Source organism: Blautia sp. LMAG:89 (genome assembly GCF_008679485.1).
Taxonomy (GTDB): Bacteria; Bacillota; Clostridia; order Lachnospirales; family Lachnospiraceae; genus Blautia_A; species Blautia_A fusiformis.
Genome location: NZ_NANC01000009.1, coordinates 185,301 through 201,051 on the forward strand (window position 1 = coordinate 185,301; position 15,751 = coordinate 201,051).

Annotated in this window: 13 protein-coding genes and 1 tRNA gene; 7 read left to right on the top strand and 7 right to left on the bottom strand. The window is 45.9% G+C overall.

Translation table 11 applies throughout. The features are described 5' to 3' along the window. Positions 1-86: 86 nt before the first annotated feature. From CCC70_RS12445 to CCC70_RS12455, 3 genes are read left to right on the top strand one after another with little or no spacing between them, the layout of a single operon-like run. A complete protein-coding gene (locus CCC70_RS12445) occupies positions 87-2,468 on the top strand; it encodes an endonuclease MutS2 (RefSeq protein ID WP_287084971.1) in 2,382 nt (793 codons plus the stop codon). Between the two features lie 15 nt (positions 2,469-2,483). Continuing rightward, on the top strand, positions 2,484-3,185 hold the full coding sequence (locus CCC70_RS12450; RefSeq protein WP_015524367.1) for a response regulator transcription factor: 702 nt from the start codon (positions 2,484-2,486) through the stop codon (positions 3,183-3,185). After that, the gene (locus CCC70_RS12455; protein ID WP_287084972.1) at positions 3,182-4,591 is read left to right on the top strand and encodes a sensor histidine kinase; all 1,410 of its coding nucleotides are present in this window, start codon (positions 3,182-3,184) and stop codon (positions 4,589-4,591) included. Before CCC70_RS12450 ends, CCC70_RS12455 begins: the two co-directional genes overlap by 4 nt. 101 nt (positions 4,592-4,692) lie before the next feature. On the opposite strand, the gene trmL is transcribed toward CCC70_RS12455, so the two are convergent. From trmL to CCC70_RS12470, 3 genes are all read right to left on the bottom strand, one after another. Next, a complete protein-coding gene (gene trmL / locus CCC70_RS12460) occupies positions 4,693-5,193 on the bottom strand; it encodes a tRNA (uridine(34)/cytosine(34)/5-carboxymethylaminomethyluridine(34)-2'-O)-methyltransferase TrmL (protein ID WP_015524365.1) in 501 nt (166 codons plus the stop codon). A gap of 72 nt (positions 5,194-5,265) precedes the next feature. Continuing rightward, positions 5,266-5,877, bottom strand: a complete 612-nt coding sequence (locus CCC70_RS12465; protein WP_110103447.1) for an AIR synthase-related protein — start codon at positions 5,875-5,877, stop codon at positions 5,266-5,268. A gap of 104 nt (positions 5,878-5,981) precedes the next feature. Further along, positions 5,982-7,667 (bottom strand): B12-binding domain-containing radical SAM protein, encoded by a 1,686-nt coding sequence (locus CCC70_RS12470; protein WP_287084973.1) that lies wholly within the window; start codon positions 7,665-7,667, stop codon positions 5,982-5,984. 376 nt (positions 7,668-8,043) lie between these two features. Here CCC70_RS12470 and CCC70_RS12475 point away from each other — a divergent pair, with 376 nt between their 5' ends. Further along, entirely contained in the window at positions 8,044-8,724 is a 681-nt protein-coding gene (locus CCC70_RS12475; protein ID WP_021651802.1) for a Crp/Fnr family transcriptional regulator, read from the top strand. On the opposite strand, the gene CCC70_RS12480 is transcribed toward CCC70_RS12475, so the two are convergent. From CCC70_RS12480 to CCC70_RS12490, 3 genes are all read right to left on the bottom strand, one after another. Then, positions 8,721-10,544 (bottom strand): DUF6020 family protein, encoded by a 1,824-nt coding sequence (locus tag CCC70_RS12480; protein WP_287084974.1) that lies wholly within the window; start codon positions 10,542-10,544, stop codon positions 8,721-8,723. The two genes, CCC70_RS12475 and CCC70_RS12480, sit on opposite strands and share 4 nt — an antisense overlap. A gap of 102 nt (positions 10,545-10,646) precedes the next feature. After that, positions 10,647-10,946 carry a thioredoxin gene (gene trxA, locus CCC70_RS12485; protein ID WP_021651804.1) on the bottom strand — a complete coding sequence of 100 codons (300 nt, stop codon included), beginning with the start codon at positions 10,944-10,946 and terminating at the stop codon, positions 10,647-10,649. A 49-nt stretch (positions 10,947-10,995) separates the two neighbouring features. Further along, entirely contained in the window at positions 10,996-11,898 is a 903-nt protein-coding gene (locus CCC70_RS12490) for an NAD(P)/FAD-dependent oxidoreductase (RefSeq protein ID WP_173753351.1), read from the bottom strand. A 312-nt stretch (positions 11,899-12,210) separates the two neighbouring features. On the opposite strand from CCC70_RS12490, the gene CCC70_RS12495 reads away from it, so the two are divergent. Both CCC70_RS12495 and CCC70_RS12500 read left to right on the top strand, forming a co-directional pair. Beyond that, positions 12,211-13,395: an iron-containing alcohol dehydrogenase gene (locus tag CCC70_RS12495; RefSeq protein WP_287084975.1), complete on the top strand. Its 1,185-nt coding sequence runs from the start codon at positions 12,211-12,213 to the stop codon at positions 13,393-13,395. A 130-nt stretch (positions 13,396-13,525) separates the two neighbouring features. Next, a tRNA-Phe gene (locus CCC70_RS12500) sits at positions 13,526-13,598 on the top strand. A 104-nt stretch (positions 13,599-13,702) separates the two neighbouring features. Here the strand turns inward: CCC70_RS12500 and CCC70_RS12505 are convergent. Further along, positions 13,703-14,782 carry a 3D domain-containing protein gene (locus CCC70_RS12505; RefSeq protein WP_287082499.1) on the bottom strand — a complete coding sequence of 360 codons (1,080 nt, stop codon included), beginning with the start codon at positions 14,780-14,782 and terminating at the stop codon, positions 13,703-13,705. Positions 14,783-14,944: 162 nt separating this feature from the next. On the opposite strand from CCC70_RS12505, the gene CCC70_RS12510 reads away from it, so the two are divergent. Next, positions 14,945-15,634 (top strand): lysozyme family protein, encoded by a 690-nt coding sequence (locus tag CCC70_RS12510; protein ID WP_173753355.1) that lies wholly within the window; start codon positions 14,945-14,947, stop codon positions 15,632-15,634. Positions 15,635-15,751: the final 117 nt, after the last annotated feature.

The window sequence follows — 15,751 nt, forward strand, 5'->3', positions numbered from 1 at the left end:
AAACGAAGTGTTTTTTTGCATATCCTGTGTTACGCAGAAAAACACAGAATCAACAGAAGTAACAAAAAGGAGTAACTATAGCAACAATGAACAAAAAAGCATACAAAGCACTTGAATACTATAAAATCATAGATCTGCTCACAGACAAGGCCTCCTCCCCCATGGGAAAAGATCTCTGTCGAAAGCTTACCCCTTCCACAGACATTGAGGAGATCCGGTCCATGCAGCTGCAGACACACGATGCCCTTGCACGCCTGTTCAAAAAAGGCGGCATTTCCTTCGGCAGCGTCAAGGACATCCGCGGCACATTAAAACGTCTTACTGTTGGCAGCGCCCTGAATGCACCGGAGCTGCTTTCTGTCTGCAGTCTTCTTGAGAATACCGGCCGTGTAAAGGCCTATTCCAGAAGTGACCGTGATGACGGAATGACCGATTCCCTTGACGGAATGTTTGCGGCACTGGAACCTCTGACACCCCTTAGCACAGAGATCCGCCGCTGTATCCTTTCTGAGGATGAGATCAGTGACGATGCCAGCAGCACGCTTCGTCAGATCCGCCGCAGCATCAAAGCCACCAACGACCGGATACACACCCAGCTTTCTTCTCTGGTTGCAGGAAGTGCCAGGAATTATCTTCAGGATTCCGTTATCACCATGCGCGACGGTCGCTACTGTATCCCGGTAAAAGCTGAATATAAAGGCCAGGTTCCCGGTATGATCCACGACCAGTCAGCCACTGGCTCCACCCTTTTCATTGAGCCCATGGCTGTTGTCAAGCTGAACAACGACATCCGCGAGCTGGAGCTGAAAGAGCAGAAAGAGATCGAAGTGATCCTTGCATCCTTAAGCCAGCAGGTAGCTGCTGAGCTGGAGGCTATTCACGCAGATCTTTCCATCATGGTACAGCTGGACTTTATTTTTGCCCGTGCCGCACTTGCCATGGACATGAACGCCAGTGAACCTGTTTTCAACACAGAAGGCCGGATCCGGCTTCGCCAGGCCCGTCATCCACTGATCGATAAGAAAAAAGCCGTTCCTATTGATATCCGTCTCGGGGATGATTTTGACCTCTTGGTTGTCACCGGACCAAACACCGGTGGTAAAACTGTTTCTCTGAAAACCGTAGGTCTTCTTACCATGATGGGACAGTCGGGTCTCCATATCCCGGCGCTGGATCGTTCCGAACTTGCACTTTTCCGCGAGGTTTATGCTGATATCGGAGATGAGCAGAGCATTGAACAGTCCTTAAGTACCTTCTCCTCTCATATGACAAACGTGGTTTCCTTCCTGAAATCCGCAGATCAAGATTCCCTGGTCCTCTTCGATGAGCTTGGTGCAGGTACGGACCCTACAGAGGGTGCCGCTCTTGCCATTGCGATCCTGTCACATCTTCACGAGCAGGGTATCCGTACCATGGCAACCACCCATTACAGCGAACTGAAGATCTATGCCCTCTCCACTCCAGGTGTGGAAAATGCCTGCTGTGAATTCGATGTGGAGACCTTACGTCCGACCTACCGCCTTCTGATCGGTGTTCCGGGAAAAAGTAACGCATTTGCCATTTCTTCCAAGCTGGGGCTTCCGGATTTCATCATCGACAAAGCAAAGGAACAGATCAGCGAGCAGGATGAATCTTTTGAAGATGTTCTGACATCCCTGGAGCAGAGCCGTGTCACCATCGAAAACGAGCGTGCTGAAATTGCCCGTTACAAAGAACAGGTAGAAGATCTGAAAAAATCTCTTCAGGAAAAAGAAGAAAAGCTGGATGAACGTAAAGAGCGGATTCTCAGAGAAGCCAATGAACAGGCACATGCGATTCTCCGCGATACCAAGGAATACGCAGATCAGACCATGAAGCTTTTCCATAAATTCCAGAAGGATCACGTAGATACCGCTTCCGTAGAAAAAGAGCGCCAGAACCTGAAAAAACGTATGTCAAAAGCCGAAAATGGAATGTCTTCCAGACAGCAGAAGCAAAAGCCAAAGAAACAGCTGAAGCCATCCGATCTTTCTCTTGGCGATACCGTAAAGGTGCTCAGCCTGAATCTGAAAGGAACAGTTTCCAGTCATCCGGATTCCAAAGGATATCTCTTTGTGCAGATGGGTATCATCCGTTCCAAGGTTCATATCTCCGATCTGGAGCTTGTGGACGAGCCGGTGATCACCACTCCGTCCATGCAGCGTACCGGCGCCGGAAAGATCCGTATGTCCAAGGCAGCCAGCATTTCCACAGAGATCAATCTTCTGGGAAAAACCGTAGATGAGGCAGTTGCAGAGCTGGATAAATATCTGGATGACGCCTATATCGCACACATGAAATCCGTCCGTATCGTTCACGGAAAAGGTACCGGTGCCCTCCGCAAAGGTGTCCACAATTACCTGAAGCGCCAAAAGCACGTAGCTTCCTTCCGTCTCGGCGAATTCGGAGAAGGCGATGCCGGCGTGACCATTGTAGAATTCAAGAAATAAAAAGGAGCTGAAGCCATGGCTACAAAACAGAAAATCCTCATTGTTGACGATGACAACAACATTGCAGAGCTGGTTGCTCTCTATCTCACAAAAGAATGCTTTGAGACTAAGATCGTAAATGACGGCGAGGAAGCCCTGAAGCAGTTCCATATTTTTCACCCGGATCTGATCCTTCTGGATCTCATGCTTCCGGGCATTGACGGATACCAGGTATGCCGCGAGATCCGTCACACCTCCGATGTACCGATCATTATGCTTTCCGCCAAGGGAGAAACCTTTGACAAAGTCCTGGGACTGGAACTTGGAGCAGATGATTACATCATCAAGCCTTTTGACTCCAAAGAGCTGGTGGCACGTGTCCGTGCGGTACTGCGCAGATTTCATGTAAAATCTCCGTCTGCCGCGCCAAAGGAAAAATGTGTTTCCTATCCGGATCTGGTGATCAACCTGACCAACTATTCTGTAACTTATATGGGACACCAGATCGATATGCCGCCAAAGGAGCTGGAGCTTCTCTATTTCCTGGCAGCTTCTCCCAATCAGGTTTTCACAAGAGAACAGCTTCTGGATCACATCTGGGGCTATGAATACATTGGCGATACCAGAACCGTAGACGTTCACATCAAACGTCTACGTGAGAAGATCAAGGATAACCCAAACTGGGCTCTTTCCACAGTCTGGGGGATCGGCTACAAATTTGAGGTAAAGGATTCATGAAACAGCATCTTTATACTAAACTGCTGATCCTGTACTTTATGCTGGGCGGAATCTGCTTTCTGCTGCTTTCCTCCGGTGGCTCCTACCTGGTAGAAAAAAGGCTGGAGCGCTCTACCGGAGAGTCCCTTTACCGCACTGCCAGCCAGCTGGTTTCCAAAAATGAACTTCGTCAGGCTGTAAAAAGCCCCAAAAACAAATCCCTCACCCTGGCTCTTTCCTCTGCAGCAGCCTTTCAAAATGCAGATTTCTGGGTTATGGATACAGATGGGAACGTTCTGATAAACACAAACCAGCAGTCCTCTGATTCCGGTGATATCACCGTCAGGAACTTCCGACCGGAAGATTACGAAGATACCTGCTATTCCTCCGGTACGTTTTACGGGACATTAAAAACCACACAGCTAAGCACAGTCGTTCCCATAAAAGATACGGATCTGGTGACTGGTTATCTGGTGATCCACTACCCTATGAAAAACCTCTACGAAAGCCGCAGCAATATCGTAGAGGTTATGATCCTGATCTTTATTGTGATCTATGCACTGTTTTTCAGTTTTCTTCTGATCTATTTTTACAGAGTCCACAAACCTCTGAAAGAAATCTTGAAGGGTGCCCTGGAATTTGCCAACGGAAATCTTACCTACACGATCCCCGTAGATTCTGAAGATGAGATGGGATATCTTTCCCACTCCCTGAATTACATGGCAGACAAGCTGAACAAAAACGGAGAGTATCAACGACAATTCATTTCCAATGTGTCCCATGATTTCCGCTCGCCTCTGACCTCCATCAAAGGCTATGTGGAAGCCATGCTGGACGGTACCATCCCACCGGAAATGCAGGAACGTTATCTGAAAGTCATTGCTTTTGAATCCACCCGTCTGGAGAAGCTTACCCGAAGTCTCCTTACCTTAAACGAACTGGATGTCAAAAAGCGTATGATGCATATGCGGCGTTTTGATATCAATGAAACGATCCGTACCACAGCCGCCACCTTTGAGGGAACCTGTTCGGAACGAAACATCCGTCTGGAGCTCCTCCTTGCGGGAAAAGAGCTTTTTGTCCGTGCAGATATGGAACAGATCCAGCAGGTACTATACAATTTATTGGACAATGCAGTAAAATTCAGCAACGACAATTCTTCTATCACACTGGAAACCACAGTCAATCATGGCAAGGTTTTTGTCTCAGTCAAAGACCATGGAAGCGGAATTCCAAAGGAAAGTCTTTCCAGGATCTGGGATCGTTTCTATAAGATCGATGCCTCCCGTGGAAAAGACCGCAAGGGTACCGGGCTTGGCCTTGCCATTGTAAAAGAGATCATCAACGCTCATAAGCAGAATATCAATGTGATCAGCACCGTAGGTGTTGGAACAGAATTTATCTTTACACTGGAAAAAGCAAAATAAAACATCAAAAAACCTCTGATCCGGAAGGCTGTAAAAGAAATATCTCTCAATATCTCCTACAGTATTTCCGGATCAGAGGTTTTTATTTACTCTTTGCAGGCTTACTTCCAGTCGTAATTTCTAAGATGGCCTTCCAGATTCATATGCGTAAAATTATGCTGTCGCAGCGCCTCATAAAGCACAATGGCAACTGAATTGCTTAAATTCAGGGAACGGATATCTCCGATCATCGGGATCCGCACGCAGGTTTCCTGATTGTTTACCAGGATATCCTCCGGGATTCCCGCACTCTCCTTGCCAAACATAATGAAACAGTCATCCTCATACTGCACATCTGTATAAGTCTGAGGTGCCTTGGTGGTTGCGTAATAAATCTTTGCTCCCGGATTCTTTTTGAGAAAATCCTCATAGTCTAGATATCTGGTCACATCCAGATGTTCCCAATAATCCATACCTGCACGCTTGATGGCCTTTTCATTCAGGCGAAAACCAAGCGGTTCGATCAGATGCAACCTGGTTCCTGTTGCCACACAGGTTCTTCCGATATTTCCTGTATTTGCCGGAATTTCCGGCTCATGGAGCACAATATTCAAAACTCCCATTTATTTTTTTCCTCTTTTCTACATAGCATTAAATATACAAAATATGCATTCGCAATCCGCTTCGCTGCTTGCTCATGAGATCAAAAAGCCAAGCTTTTTGGTCTCATCTTCTGCCGGGCGTTCCAGATATCTGGCATTTCCGCCGCTGTAAAGAAGCCTGTTATTTCCGGAATCGGTCTGACCGATCACTGCTGCCATGATCCCCTCTCGCCGCAACTGCTGCACAAACGCATCACCGCCATGGATTCCCATAAGAATACTTCCGCCTGAAAGCAGCTTGTACGGATTCACATCAAGGATCTCACAGATCTCTATGGTTTCCTGTCGGATGGGCACACTTCGAAGATCTGCACTAAGACCTACTCCGGATGCCTCCGCCATTTTCCAGAGGGCAGCAAGAAAGCCGCCTTCTCCCATCCGATATCGGGCACTGGCTCCGGATTCTTCCGCCATTTTCCAAATTTTATCATTCTCTGTTCCTGTTCCGTAAACCTCAGGAAGCTTTACAGCATCCTCGAGAAACCGTTCTGCAAAAAACTCCCGCAGCCTGTCATGATAATTCTTTGTGATCCATGCAGTTCCTTCTGCTGCCACAGGGCCTGCCACGATCAGCTCGTCTCCCGGCATAAGCCGTCCGTCTATCTCTGCCTGAAGCGCCTCCAGTGCTTTTTTTCCAAGTTTCATAACTGCCGCCTTAATAAAGGATAAGCGAAAGCACAGTCGGAACTACCATTGCCAGTACCAGAATAACTGCGATGATCGCTGTGATCACTTTTCTTTTTTTCGGATCAAACATTCCCATAATTATTATTCACCTCATCTGTAATATCCGTTAATTGCGCATTGTTGGTCAAAGGATCCCTGTCTGTATAATCAAAAAGAAGCTTCTTTCCGTCCCGGAACACCTCGATATGGGCGGTTTTCGGGATTTTTTTCGCTTTCCGGTAATCCCAGATCAGCCGCTCATACGGCTTCTGGTCTGAAGCAAAGGATGGCCTGCTCTTTAAATTCTCTCGAAGATAAAGATCTAGGAGCATTACATCGGAAAGTGCTTCCGACGGAATCTCTTTCTGTTCTCCGGCAAACTCCATAAGGATCTCATAGCGCCTCATCCTGGAATGAGAGATCTCCGAGTATCCTTTTTTCTCATAAAATCTGCCAAGTGCCTCATACATCCGGAAAGGATCGTCAAAATACTTCTCCAGAAATACAAGGGTATTTTTGAACTGCCCACTATTATAATACACTTCCACCATACTTTCCACCATTTTCAGCCTTAAAATCTCCCCGTAGGTCAGCCAGGCTGTGGAAAGTACCTCATAGGGTTCCCGATCCTTGTAAAGAATCTGATATTCCCCTGTCATTTCCATCATGTGTGAGCCCTTCAGCACTTTCAGAAAACCAAGCTGAAACTGTTCCGGACGCAGTGCGTAAACATCGCAGAAGGACTTGTGGAAGCTGTCGTATCCCTCATAGGGAAGTCCTGCGATCAGATCCAGATGCTGGTGGATATTTCCAAAGCTGTGGATCTGTTCTACAATCCCTTTCAGCTTTTCAAAATCCATGGTTCTCCGAATGGCTTTGATGGTCTGAGGATTGGTAGACTGTACACCAATCTCCAGCTGGATCAGGCCCGGACGCATGGTTTTCATCAGCGCCAGCTCCTCCGCACGGAGAAGATCTGCTGAAATTTCAAAATGAAAATTGGTGATCCCGTTATCATGCTCCGTAATATACCTCCAGATCTCCATGGCATGGTCATGCTTGCAGTTGAAGGTACGATCCACAAATTTGACCTGAGGAACTTTATTATCAATAAAAAACTGCAATTCCTTTTTTACAAGCTCAATATCACGGAACCGAAGCTTCTTATCTATGGAAGAAAGGCAGTAGCTGCAGGAAAAGGGGCATCCCCTGCTGCTCTCATAATAAATAATGCGGTTTTTAAACTCTGTAAGATTGCTGTATGCAAACGGAACTTTACTTAAATCCATCAATTCCCGCCAGCCCGTGTGTACAATATCCCTGCCTTTGTTTTCATCACGAAAAGCCACTCCACGGATCTCGCTCAAAGTTTCCGGTTTTCTTTCTATATAATAACCTGCAAGTTCATGGAAGGTTTCCTCTCCTTCTCCCACCATCACTCCAAAAAACGCAGGATTCTTTTTCAGAAATTCCACCGCATCGTAGGATACCTCCGGGCCTCCTGCCCAAAACTCCACCTGTGGAAGAATTTTCTTAATATCCGGCACCAGTTCCCTGACAAAAGAAATATTCCAGATATAGCAGGAAAAGCAGATCACATCCGGCTGCTCCAGATAAATATCTTTTAAAATGTCATCCCTGAGCTGATTGATCGTGTACTCTTTGACCACAACCCTGGAGCTGTATTCTCCGGAACAGGATTTCAAGTTATATACCGCAAGATTGGAATGGATATATTTTGCATTGCATGCTGCAAGTAAGATTTTCAAATTTTATATTCTCCTAACTTCTGCCGGATAATTTCTTTCCCCGGCAGTTTTCATTATTTCTCTGTTGATCCTTTTCGCTTTATGATTATAACGTTCCCGCCACCGGATGTAAATAGAAAAACAGGGGTTACTGTTCACTGGTAATATTCCGCGAGGTGTTTTTTGTGAGCGAAGGTCACAGAAAACCCGAGACATACCGCGCGAATTTATGCGATCAGCATAAATTCTGTGCATCGCGAAGCGTGTTGCTGAGAACGGAGTGAACAGTAACAAACAGGGATTTCCCTCCTGCCGCAAAAATGCCGTTTTTGTTGTATTTCCATCCAAACAGCGTTAAAATGAGTACTATATATTTTTATAAAGGAGTAATCTTTTTATGGATCGAAACAGCTGTCTGAATTATTTTCAGGCGTTTCCCTTCTGGGAACATATGACGGAAGAAGATCGGAATTTTCTTCTTGATAACATTCGCGAGCTTCATTACCCGGCAGGTGCTGCCATACAGTCTGAAGAGCGCCAGTGCCTAGGAACTCTTTTTCTTCTGAAGGGAGTTCTCCGTGTTTATCTACTGTCCGCTCAGGGAAAAGAGGCCACCCTGTACCGTTTAAGGGACAGTGACATCTGCACTCTTTCCGCCTCCTGCATGCTTTCTGCCATTACATTTGATGTACAGATCGATGCAGAAACAGACTGTGATCTGCTTCTGCTTCCGGCAGTTCCTTTTTCCCGGCTGATGAAAAACAATATCTATCTGGAAAATTTCATCTACAAACGGACAACTGAACATTTCTCAGATGTGATCGCAGGAATCGAACGGACATTTTTTATGACCCTGACTCAGAGAATCGCAGCCTTTCTTCTGGATGAAGCTGCAGATACCGGTTCCGATGAGCTCGCTCTCACACAGGAAGCCATCGCCCGCTCCATCGGAAGTGCCAGAGAAGCTGTCAGCCGCAGCCTTAAAAAAATGAATAAAGACGGCTCTATCCAGATCTCACGGGGATCGATCCGCATTCTGGATAAAAGACGTCTTTATGAAATGATGAATACTTTTTAATTTGAAGATGTTTTAGGTGCCGGCTGCAGGATCCACCAGAACAGCATCGGCATAATAGTCATTACCGGCCACATATAACGGATCATCCCATTTACAGGAGACACAAGACATATCAGTATATTCAGCACCGGTATGGCAAAGATCAGGAGTTTTTTCCATTGCTTCTTCACCAGAAGATATCCCATCAGCAACAGAGTAAGCCAGGTATACGTTCCTGCACTTAAGATAAGTCCCAGGCCAGGTGCGCGCATCCATAATTCATCATAAAGCCTGAATAGATACTGGATTTTTTTTGGTCCAACATAACTGACATCGATCCCGGATTTTTTCTGATACAGTTTATCTATGTAAAACCGGTACACGCCCTGCTGTCCTCTTCCCATATGGAACGGATCATTATAACTGTAGATATTATTCAATGTCGCCTGGATATATACTCCCGGATGACGACGGAACATGGCAAACCAGGCTTTAAAATAATCTTTCATGTATCCATCCAATTTAGGATCATTATCATCATCTCTGAACCTGAATGTAATTTTCACAGGATCCGACAGTTCCGGATTATACTTCTCGGCAAGAACATCATAATCCAGGATCCTGTTGATCGCTTTCTTCTCACTTGCGGTTACATCATCCGGATATTCTCTCAGATATCGGGCAGTCTGCTGAAACGGTACCGAAAGCATTTCACATCGGGATCCAGGTGCCACGCCAAGGGCAGGTGCTACCCCCTTTTCTACGCCCAGATAACAGGCAAAAACACAGACAGCCACAATAAATGCATATTTCCTCGCGCCCTTTACCAGGAAGAAAAACAAAAGGATCAAAGAAGGCAAGACTAGATGAATGCCATTATTTCGGGTAAGACAAACACTGATTCCCAGAAGAAATAAATATACTGCCTTTCTCTTGGAAAAGGAATGACAAATATCTATATACACTGCAAAATACAAAGTAATGACTGCCGTATATAATCCATCTTTGATCACTGCCTGCGCATAGCTTCCAAATATGGGAACAAATGCAAACAACAGAACAGTACCAAAAAGTATCCATTTTGGAGCCTTCCATCTGTACAGATAGCGGACTACCGCACTGTAACACCAGATTTCCACAGAAGTAAACACAATGACGATCAGAAATACTCCAAAATTATAACACCAGACAGTTTTTCCAAGTGTCAGCAGTCCACCCATGATCATCGTCAGGACCCATGGATGATGATTGTCCAGCGGCATGGCTCCCAAAAATACATCCAGCTGCCGAAATCCATCTGCCGGGATCGAACCTGGGAGAAATGCCAGGATAAACGGTGTCCATCCAATGATCATAGATATCTTTGCCAGGCGGAACCACATTACTTCTTCCTCTCTGGCCGGGATACGCCCACAGGCCTTTCGGAAAAACTCCATCTCAGGAATCCTCCAAAAATAAGTGATTCCCATATCACAGATAATATAAAATCCTATAAAGCATCCGGCTGAGATCAGGATCTGTTTCTTTGCGCCAAACAGAAAATCCCAGTTTCCATTTGTAAAATAAGAAGTTCCAAGAAGCATTCCCGCCGAAAAGATCACTGCCAAAACATGTGCCTGCCAGTTTCTGTATTTCCGGTAGCCCTCCCATCCTTTCACGTATAAAATAAGAAGCAGGATCCATGCAAGCAAGCTCGTGCATCCCAATCCATTATAAACATCGCTCATTTTTTCTACAGAAGTATTTCCATCCATTGGAAGGCCCGTAAAAGAAAAGGCCAGCGCTGTGATCATTGCCGCGATCACAGGCACTGCATTCTTTTTTATTATTTTCTCATCCATATTTTTATTTACCCTTGTCTAAAATTTTCAGTAAACCAACAATGCTCCGGAAACCATTTCGGTTCCCAGAGCTGTATCTATTTTTTCTGTTTTCTGTTTTGGTTACTGAAGCGCTGCCTCAAGCTCTGTCTTTGATGTCAGTCCCACAAAACGTGCGGTCTCTTTTCCTTCTTTGAATACCAGCAGTGTAGGGATACTCATGATCTTGTACTGCTGTGCCAGTGATGGCTCTTTGTCTACGTCAACCTTGCCAACCTCATATCCGGCTTCTGCAAGTTCTTCCACGACCGGAGCCTGACGTCTGCATGGTCCGCACCAGGTTGCCCAAAAATCTACCAGTACCGGCTTTTCTGCCTTTAATACCTCAGTTTCAAAATTGTCTGTTGTAAAAACTTTTGCCATGATAAAATTCCTCCTTGATCCTGTATTTATTTTTAGTATCAGCTTATGCTTACGCCTTCAGAAGCTTACGCACATACTGACAGGCGGAAAGTCCTGCCTGGGCACCGTCATGAACAGCTTTTGCCACCTGGAGAAGTCCACCGGTGCAATCACCTGCTGCATACAGTCCCGGAACTGTAGTCTCCATCTCTTCATTGACCCGGATATTTCCTTTTTCATTCAGTTCTGCTCCGATCTGGCGGGCCATCTCCGAGCTTCCGGCTGTACCAAGTGCTACAAAGACTCCCTCTGCCGGCACAAAAGAATCTGCTCCGGTACCTGCTTCCTGCATGGACACATCACTTTTCAGGCGGATGCCGGAAACACGCTCATCCCCTTCGATCGCCTGGATCTTCATGGTGTTAACCGGAAGCGGATTTTCTCTTGAAAATTCCGGTTTCTTTCCATCTGTAAAGATCGTCACACGGGAAGCGGTATGAGAAAGTTCTTCTGCTTCATGAAGAGCAAAATCACTGTTTCCAAGCACTGCCACTTCTTTTCCTCTGTAAAAAAATGCGTCACATACTGCGCAGTAGCTGACACCTTTTCCCTCAAATTCCTTTACTCCCGGAATCCTGGCAGAAGCTCTCCTGCTTCCGGTTGCCAGGATCACGCTGCGTGCCTCAAAATCTCCTGCGGTAGTTTTCACCTCAAAAGTATCAAAACCACCCATTCCCACAACCTGGGCATCCAGGATCCGTACTCCAAGTGCTCTTGCCTGGGCAAGACCTCTTCCGAAAAGTTCTCTGCCGGACAGCGGCTGCTCCAGTCCGTAATAGTTCTCGATCTTCTCCGCTTTTTCCAGTGAACCGATCCCTGTATTTATGATCAGCGGATCCATATTTCCTCTTGCCGCATAAAGTGCTGCCGAGATCCCGGCCGGACCTGCTCCTATGATAATGATATTCTCCATTTCAGACACCTGCTTTCTTCTTCGTTTGGATCTGTTCTATAATATACGCTTCGCATTGGTCTGTTTCTGTGATCAGGTCACTTTTCCTTCACAGAAGTCATTATACCACATTCCCCCAAAATTACACCTTTTTTTCAATAGCTTTTATTTGCGTCTGTTTCTCTTCTATGCTATTATTATAACGACTTTAAACCAATTAAATGAATCAAGATGATACCCCTGCGGGATTATAAATATCTGCTTGACCTGTAAGGAAACAGATTCCTTATATTTATCAATAGATCATGAATCATAAAAAGGAGCCTAATCTCTATGAGAAATTTTGAATATTTTACCCCTACCCGGATTATTTTCGGAAAAGATACACACCTTAAGATCGGCACTGTTCTAAAAGAGCAGAACTGCAGCAAAGTACTGATCCATTATGGCAGCCACAGTGCAGTAAGCTCCGGTCTGATCGATGAGATCCGATCTTCTCTGGATGAAGCTGGAATTCCCTATGTCACTCTTGGCGGTGTGGTTCCCAATCCCCGTCTCTCCAAGGTACGTGAAGGTATTGAGCTTTGCCGCAAAGAACAGGTTGATTTTCTTTTGGCTGTTGGCGGTGGCAGCGTTATTGATTCCTGTAAGGCCATCGGCTATGGACTTGCCAATCCGGATACAGATGTATGGAACTTTTTTCTCCGCACCCAAACCCCAAAAGCCTGTCTTCCTGTAGGCGTTATCCTGACGATCGCAGCTTCCGGAAGTGAAATGAGCGGATCCTGTGTGATCACCAATGAAGAGGGCTGGCTGAAACGGAGTAGTGCCCGCAACGATCTGTGCCGCCCACGTTTTGCTATTTTAAATCCCCGCCTCACCTATACCCTGCCGCAATATCAAACCGAAAGCGGCTGTGTGGATATCCTGATGCATACTATGGAACGGTACTTTGTAAATATCGAAACCATGGAGATCACTGACAGTATCAGCGAATCTCTGATGCAGACCGTGATCTATAACTCCCGGATCCTGATGAAGGAGGCGGATAATTATACTGCACGGGCAGAGATCATGTGGGCCGGCAGCCTTTCCCACAATGGACTGACCGGCTGCGGAACCGGCGGTGGTGACTGGGCCTGTCACCAGCTGGAGCATGAACTGGGCGGCACCTACGATGTGGCTCACGGAGCCGGTCTTGCCGCTTTGTGGGGAAGCTGGGCACGTTACGTTTATGATGCAAATCCGGAACGCTTTGCCCAGTTTGCAGTCAATATCTTTGACATTCCCTGCAGTACCGACTTCAACAAAACTGCTCTTGCCGGCATAGAAGCCATGGAAGATTATTTCCGTTCCATCCAGATGCCTACCAGCCTTCATGAGCTTGGTCTTGATCTTACAGAAAAGGAGATTCATGATCTGGCGTTTAAATGCAGCTTTGAAGACACCCGTACCATCGGTGTGTTCAAACAGCTGAACATGAAAGATATGGAAAAAATCTATCTTGCTGCCAGATAAATCTGTAGCCATAATATTGCAGATGTTTTTTTGAAAATCAGATTTTTCAGAAAAACATCTGCTTTTTTTATTTTTTCCTTGCATTCTCTACATAAATGTGTTAAAGTAACAAAGTACTCGAAAGAGACATGCCCAGATAGCTCAGTTGGTAGAGCAGAGGACTGAAAATCCTCGTGTCGCTGGTTCGATTCCGGCTCTGGGCATTATTTTTTTACTCTGATCGCAGAATAGCCTCTGCTGGTCAGAGTTTTTTTATACAAAAAACTGCTGCAAATCCCTTGTGGAATCTACAGCAGTCTTTTTCTGATCACTGAAGCAAATAAACTTCTGTATAAAACACGCCCTTCTGCTCTGCTTCGGAGTGTGTTGCCACATATACATCAATGCAATTGGTCCGGATCGCTCCTCCACAGTCCTCTGCAACATAAACCTGTCCATTGATCACTACTTTGGAACCGTATGGGATCTGACTCGGATCCACTGCGATCGTACGGTTGGTAGTGGCCGTTACTCCTGTGGAAGTAATTCCATTCGCCCATGGTCCGCAGCAGATGCTGCACGGACAATAATGCGTGATCCGGAATGTTCCCAGTGGTTTCAGTGTCGCGTCAGAAGATACTGATACCGGCGTTCCGATCTGTACGCCAGCTGCGATACTTCCGGAACCACCTGTGGAAGTTACACCATCCACCGCATCCGCAAAAACGCCCTCCCCGGAACTCTTAGTAAGGGATCCTGCTTTTGTATTCTTTTCCTGCTCTGCCTTGGCCACTTCCGTAGCCTGATAACCTTCCAGACAGCTGGTCGGAATATAGCCGACGTGATCTGAACCACTGTCATCTGTGTAAACGATCCTGCTCCAGATAGCATCTACCGTACCTGTTCTTTTCAGCTCATCATCCTGAAGAACCTCTCCTACAACCTCTCCGTCCTTCTTGCCGGGATAATCCAGGATATCACTGTCCTGTGCCGCTGTAACTGTATCCGTAAATTTATTTACGATCTCCGTATCACTGAGCACGCTGTCCGAAACATAACCGATGATCTTGTCCTCACCTTTCTTTTGGAAGGTCACCTTGCTCCAGCCATTGTCACAGACTGCAACTCTTTCAAGTTTCGTTCCCAGGATCACAGAACGCAGCTCTGTACCACTGTCTCCCGGATTGGACCGGATTTCCGTATTTTTCGCTGTAACATAAAGCGTATCACTCTTCGCCAGAGCATTTACTGTATTTCCCGCCCCATCATCGATCTGAAACTGCTGAGGTGATTTTTTCTCCTGTGTATATGTATCCATTGTTGCTTCATATCCCAGTACCTCTGCTGATACGGATGCAGGGAAAAGCATAGAAGCACATAAAATAACTGCCAGAAGCTTTTTTCGCATGAAATCTTGCCTCCTTTTTTCCGGCATTCTACGGTTTGTCCCGACTATCATAGCATATCAGATCATATTTTGCAATTTCACAGGACAGTCTTCAGAAATTTTTAACAAAAAGATCATATTTTTTAACTGGTCAAATCTATCCGTAACGGATACAATACTTATATGAATACAAAACACAAGAAACCAACCCTTACTAAAAAACAGCGCCACAGACTCCGTGTACAGCAGGTGCGAAGGCAGAAGATCTTTCTGACATGTCTTTTTCTGCTGATCGTGGGCTGTATCCTTCTGCGTTTTTCCAAATTTTCCGGCAGGCAGGAGAAAGCCCATCAGATCAATGCAGCCTGTGAAGCTTATCGCGATGAGGTTTCCAGCGAAGCAGCACAATATGATATGTCCGACTATGTAGACCTGATCCTGGCTGTGATGATGCAGGAAAGCTCCGGACAGGGTACCGATCCCATGCAGTCCTCAGAAGGAGCCTACAACACCAGATATCCTCAGCAGCCCAATGGTATCACAGATCCTTCTTACTCTATTTCCTGTGGCATCCAGGAACTGAAATATGCTCTGGAAAAGGCCGTCTGTACCGGTCCGACTGATCTTTCCAAAATCCGTCTGGCTCTGCAGGCATACAATTTCGGAGCCGATTCCTATTTTGCTTATCTGGAAGAAAACGGTCAGACTGTGTGGACGGCCCAAAGTGCTCAGGCCTTTGCTCAGATGGCAAGCGGCAACACACAACGTGATGAAGATGATCCCCTTCATGATCCTGCCGGTCCATGGGACTATGGTGACCAATACTATCCGGATCATGTTTTGCGCTATTACCACTTAGACAATAACTCATAAACCACCAAATATTGTCATATACAAGTTCTATTTCAGATGTCTGGAATAAACTTTATATGTTGTATATAATTTCAAAAAAATTCCAAAAAACATTTGACAGAATATAAAATCTATGCT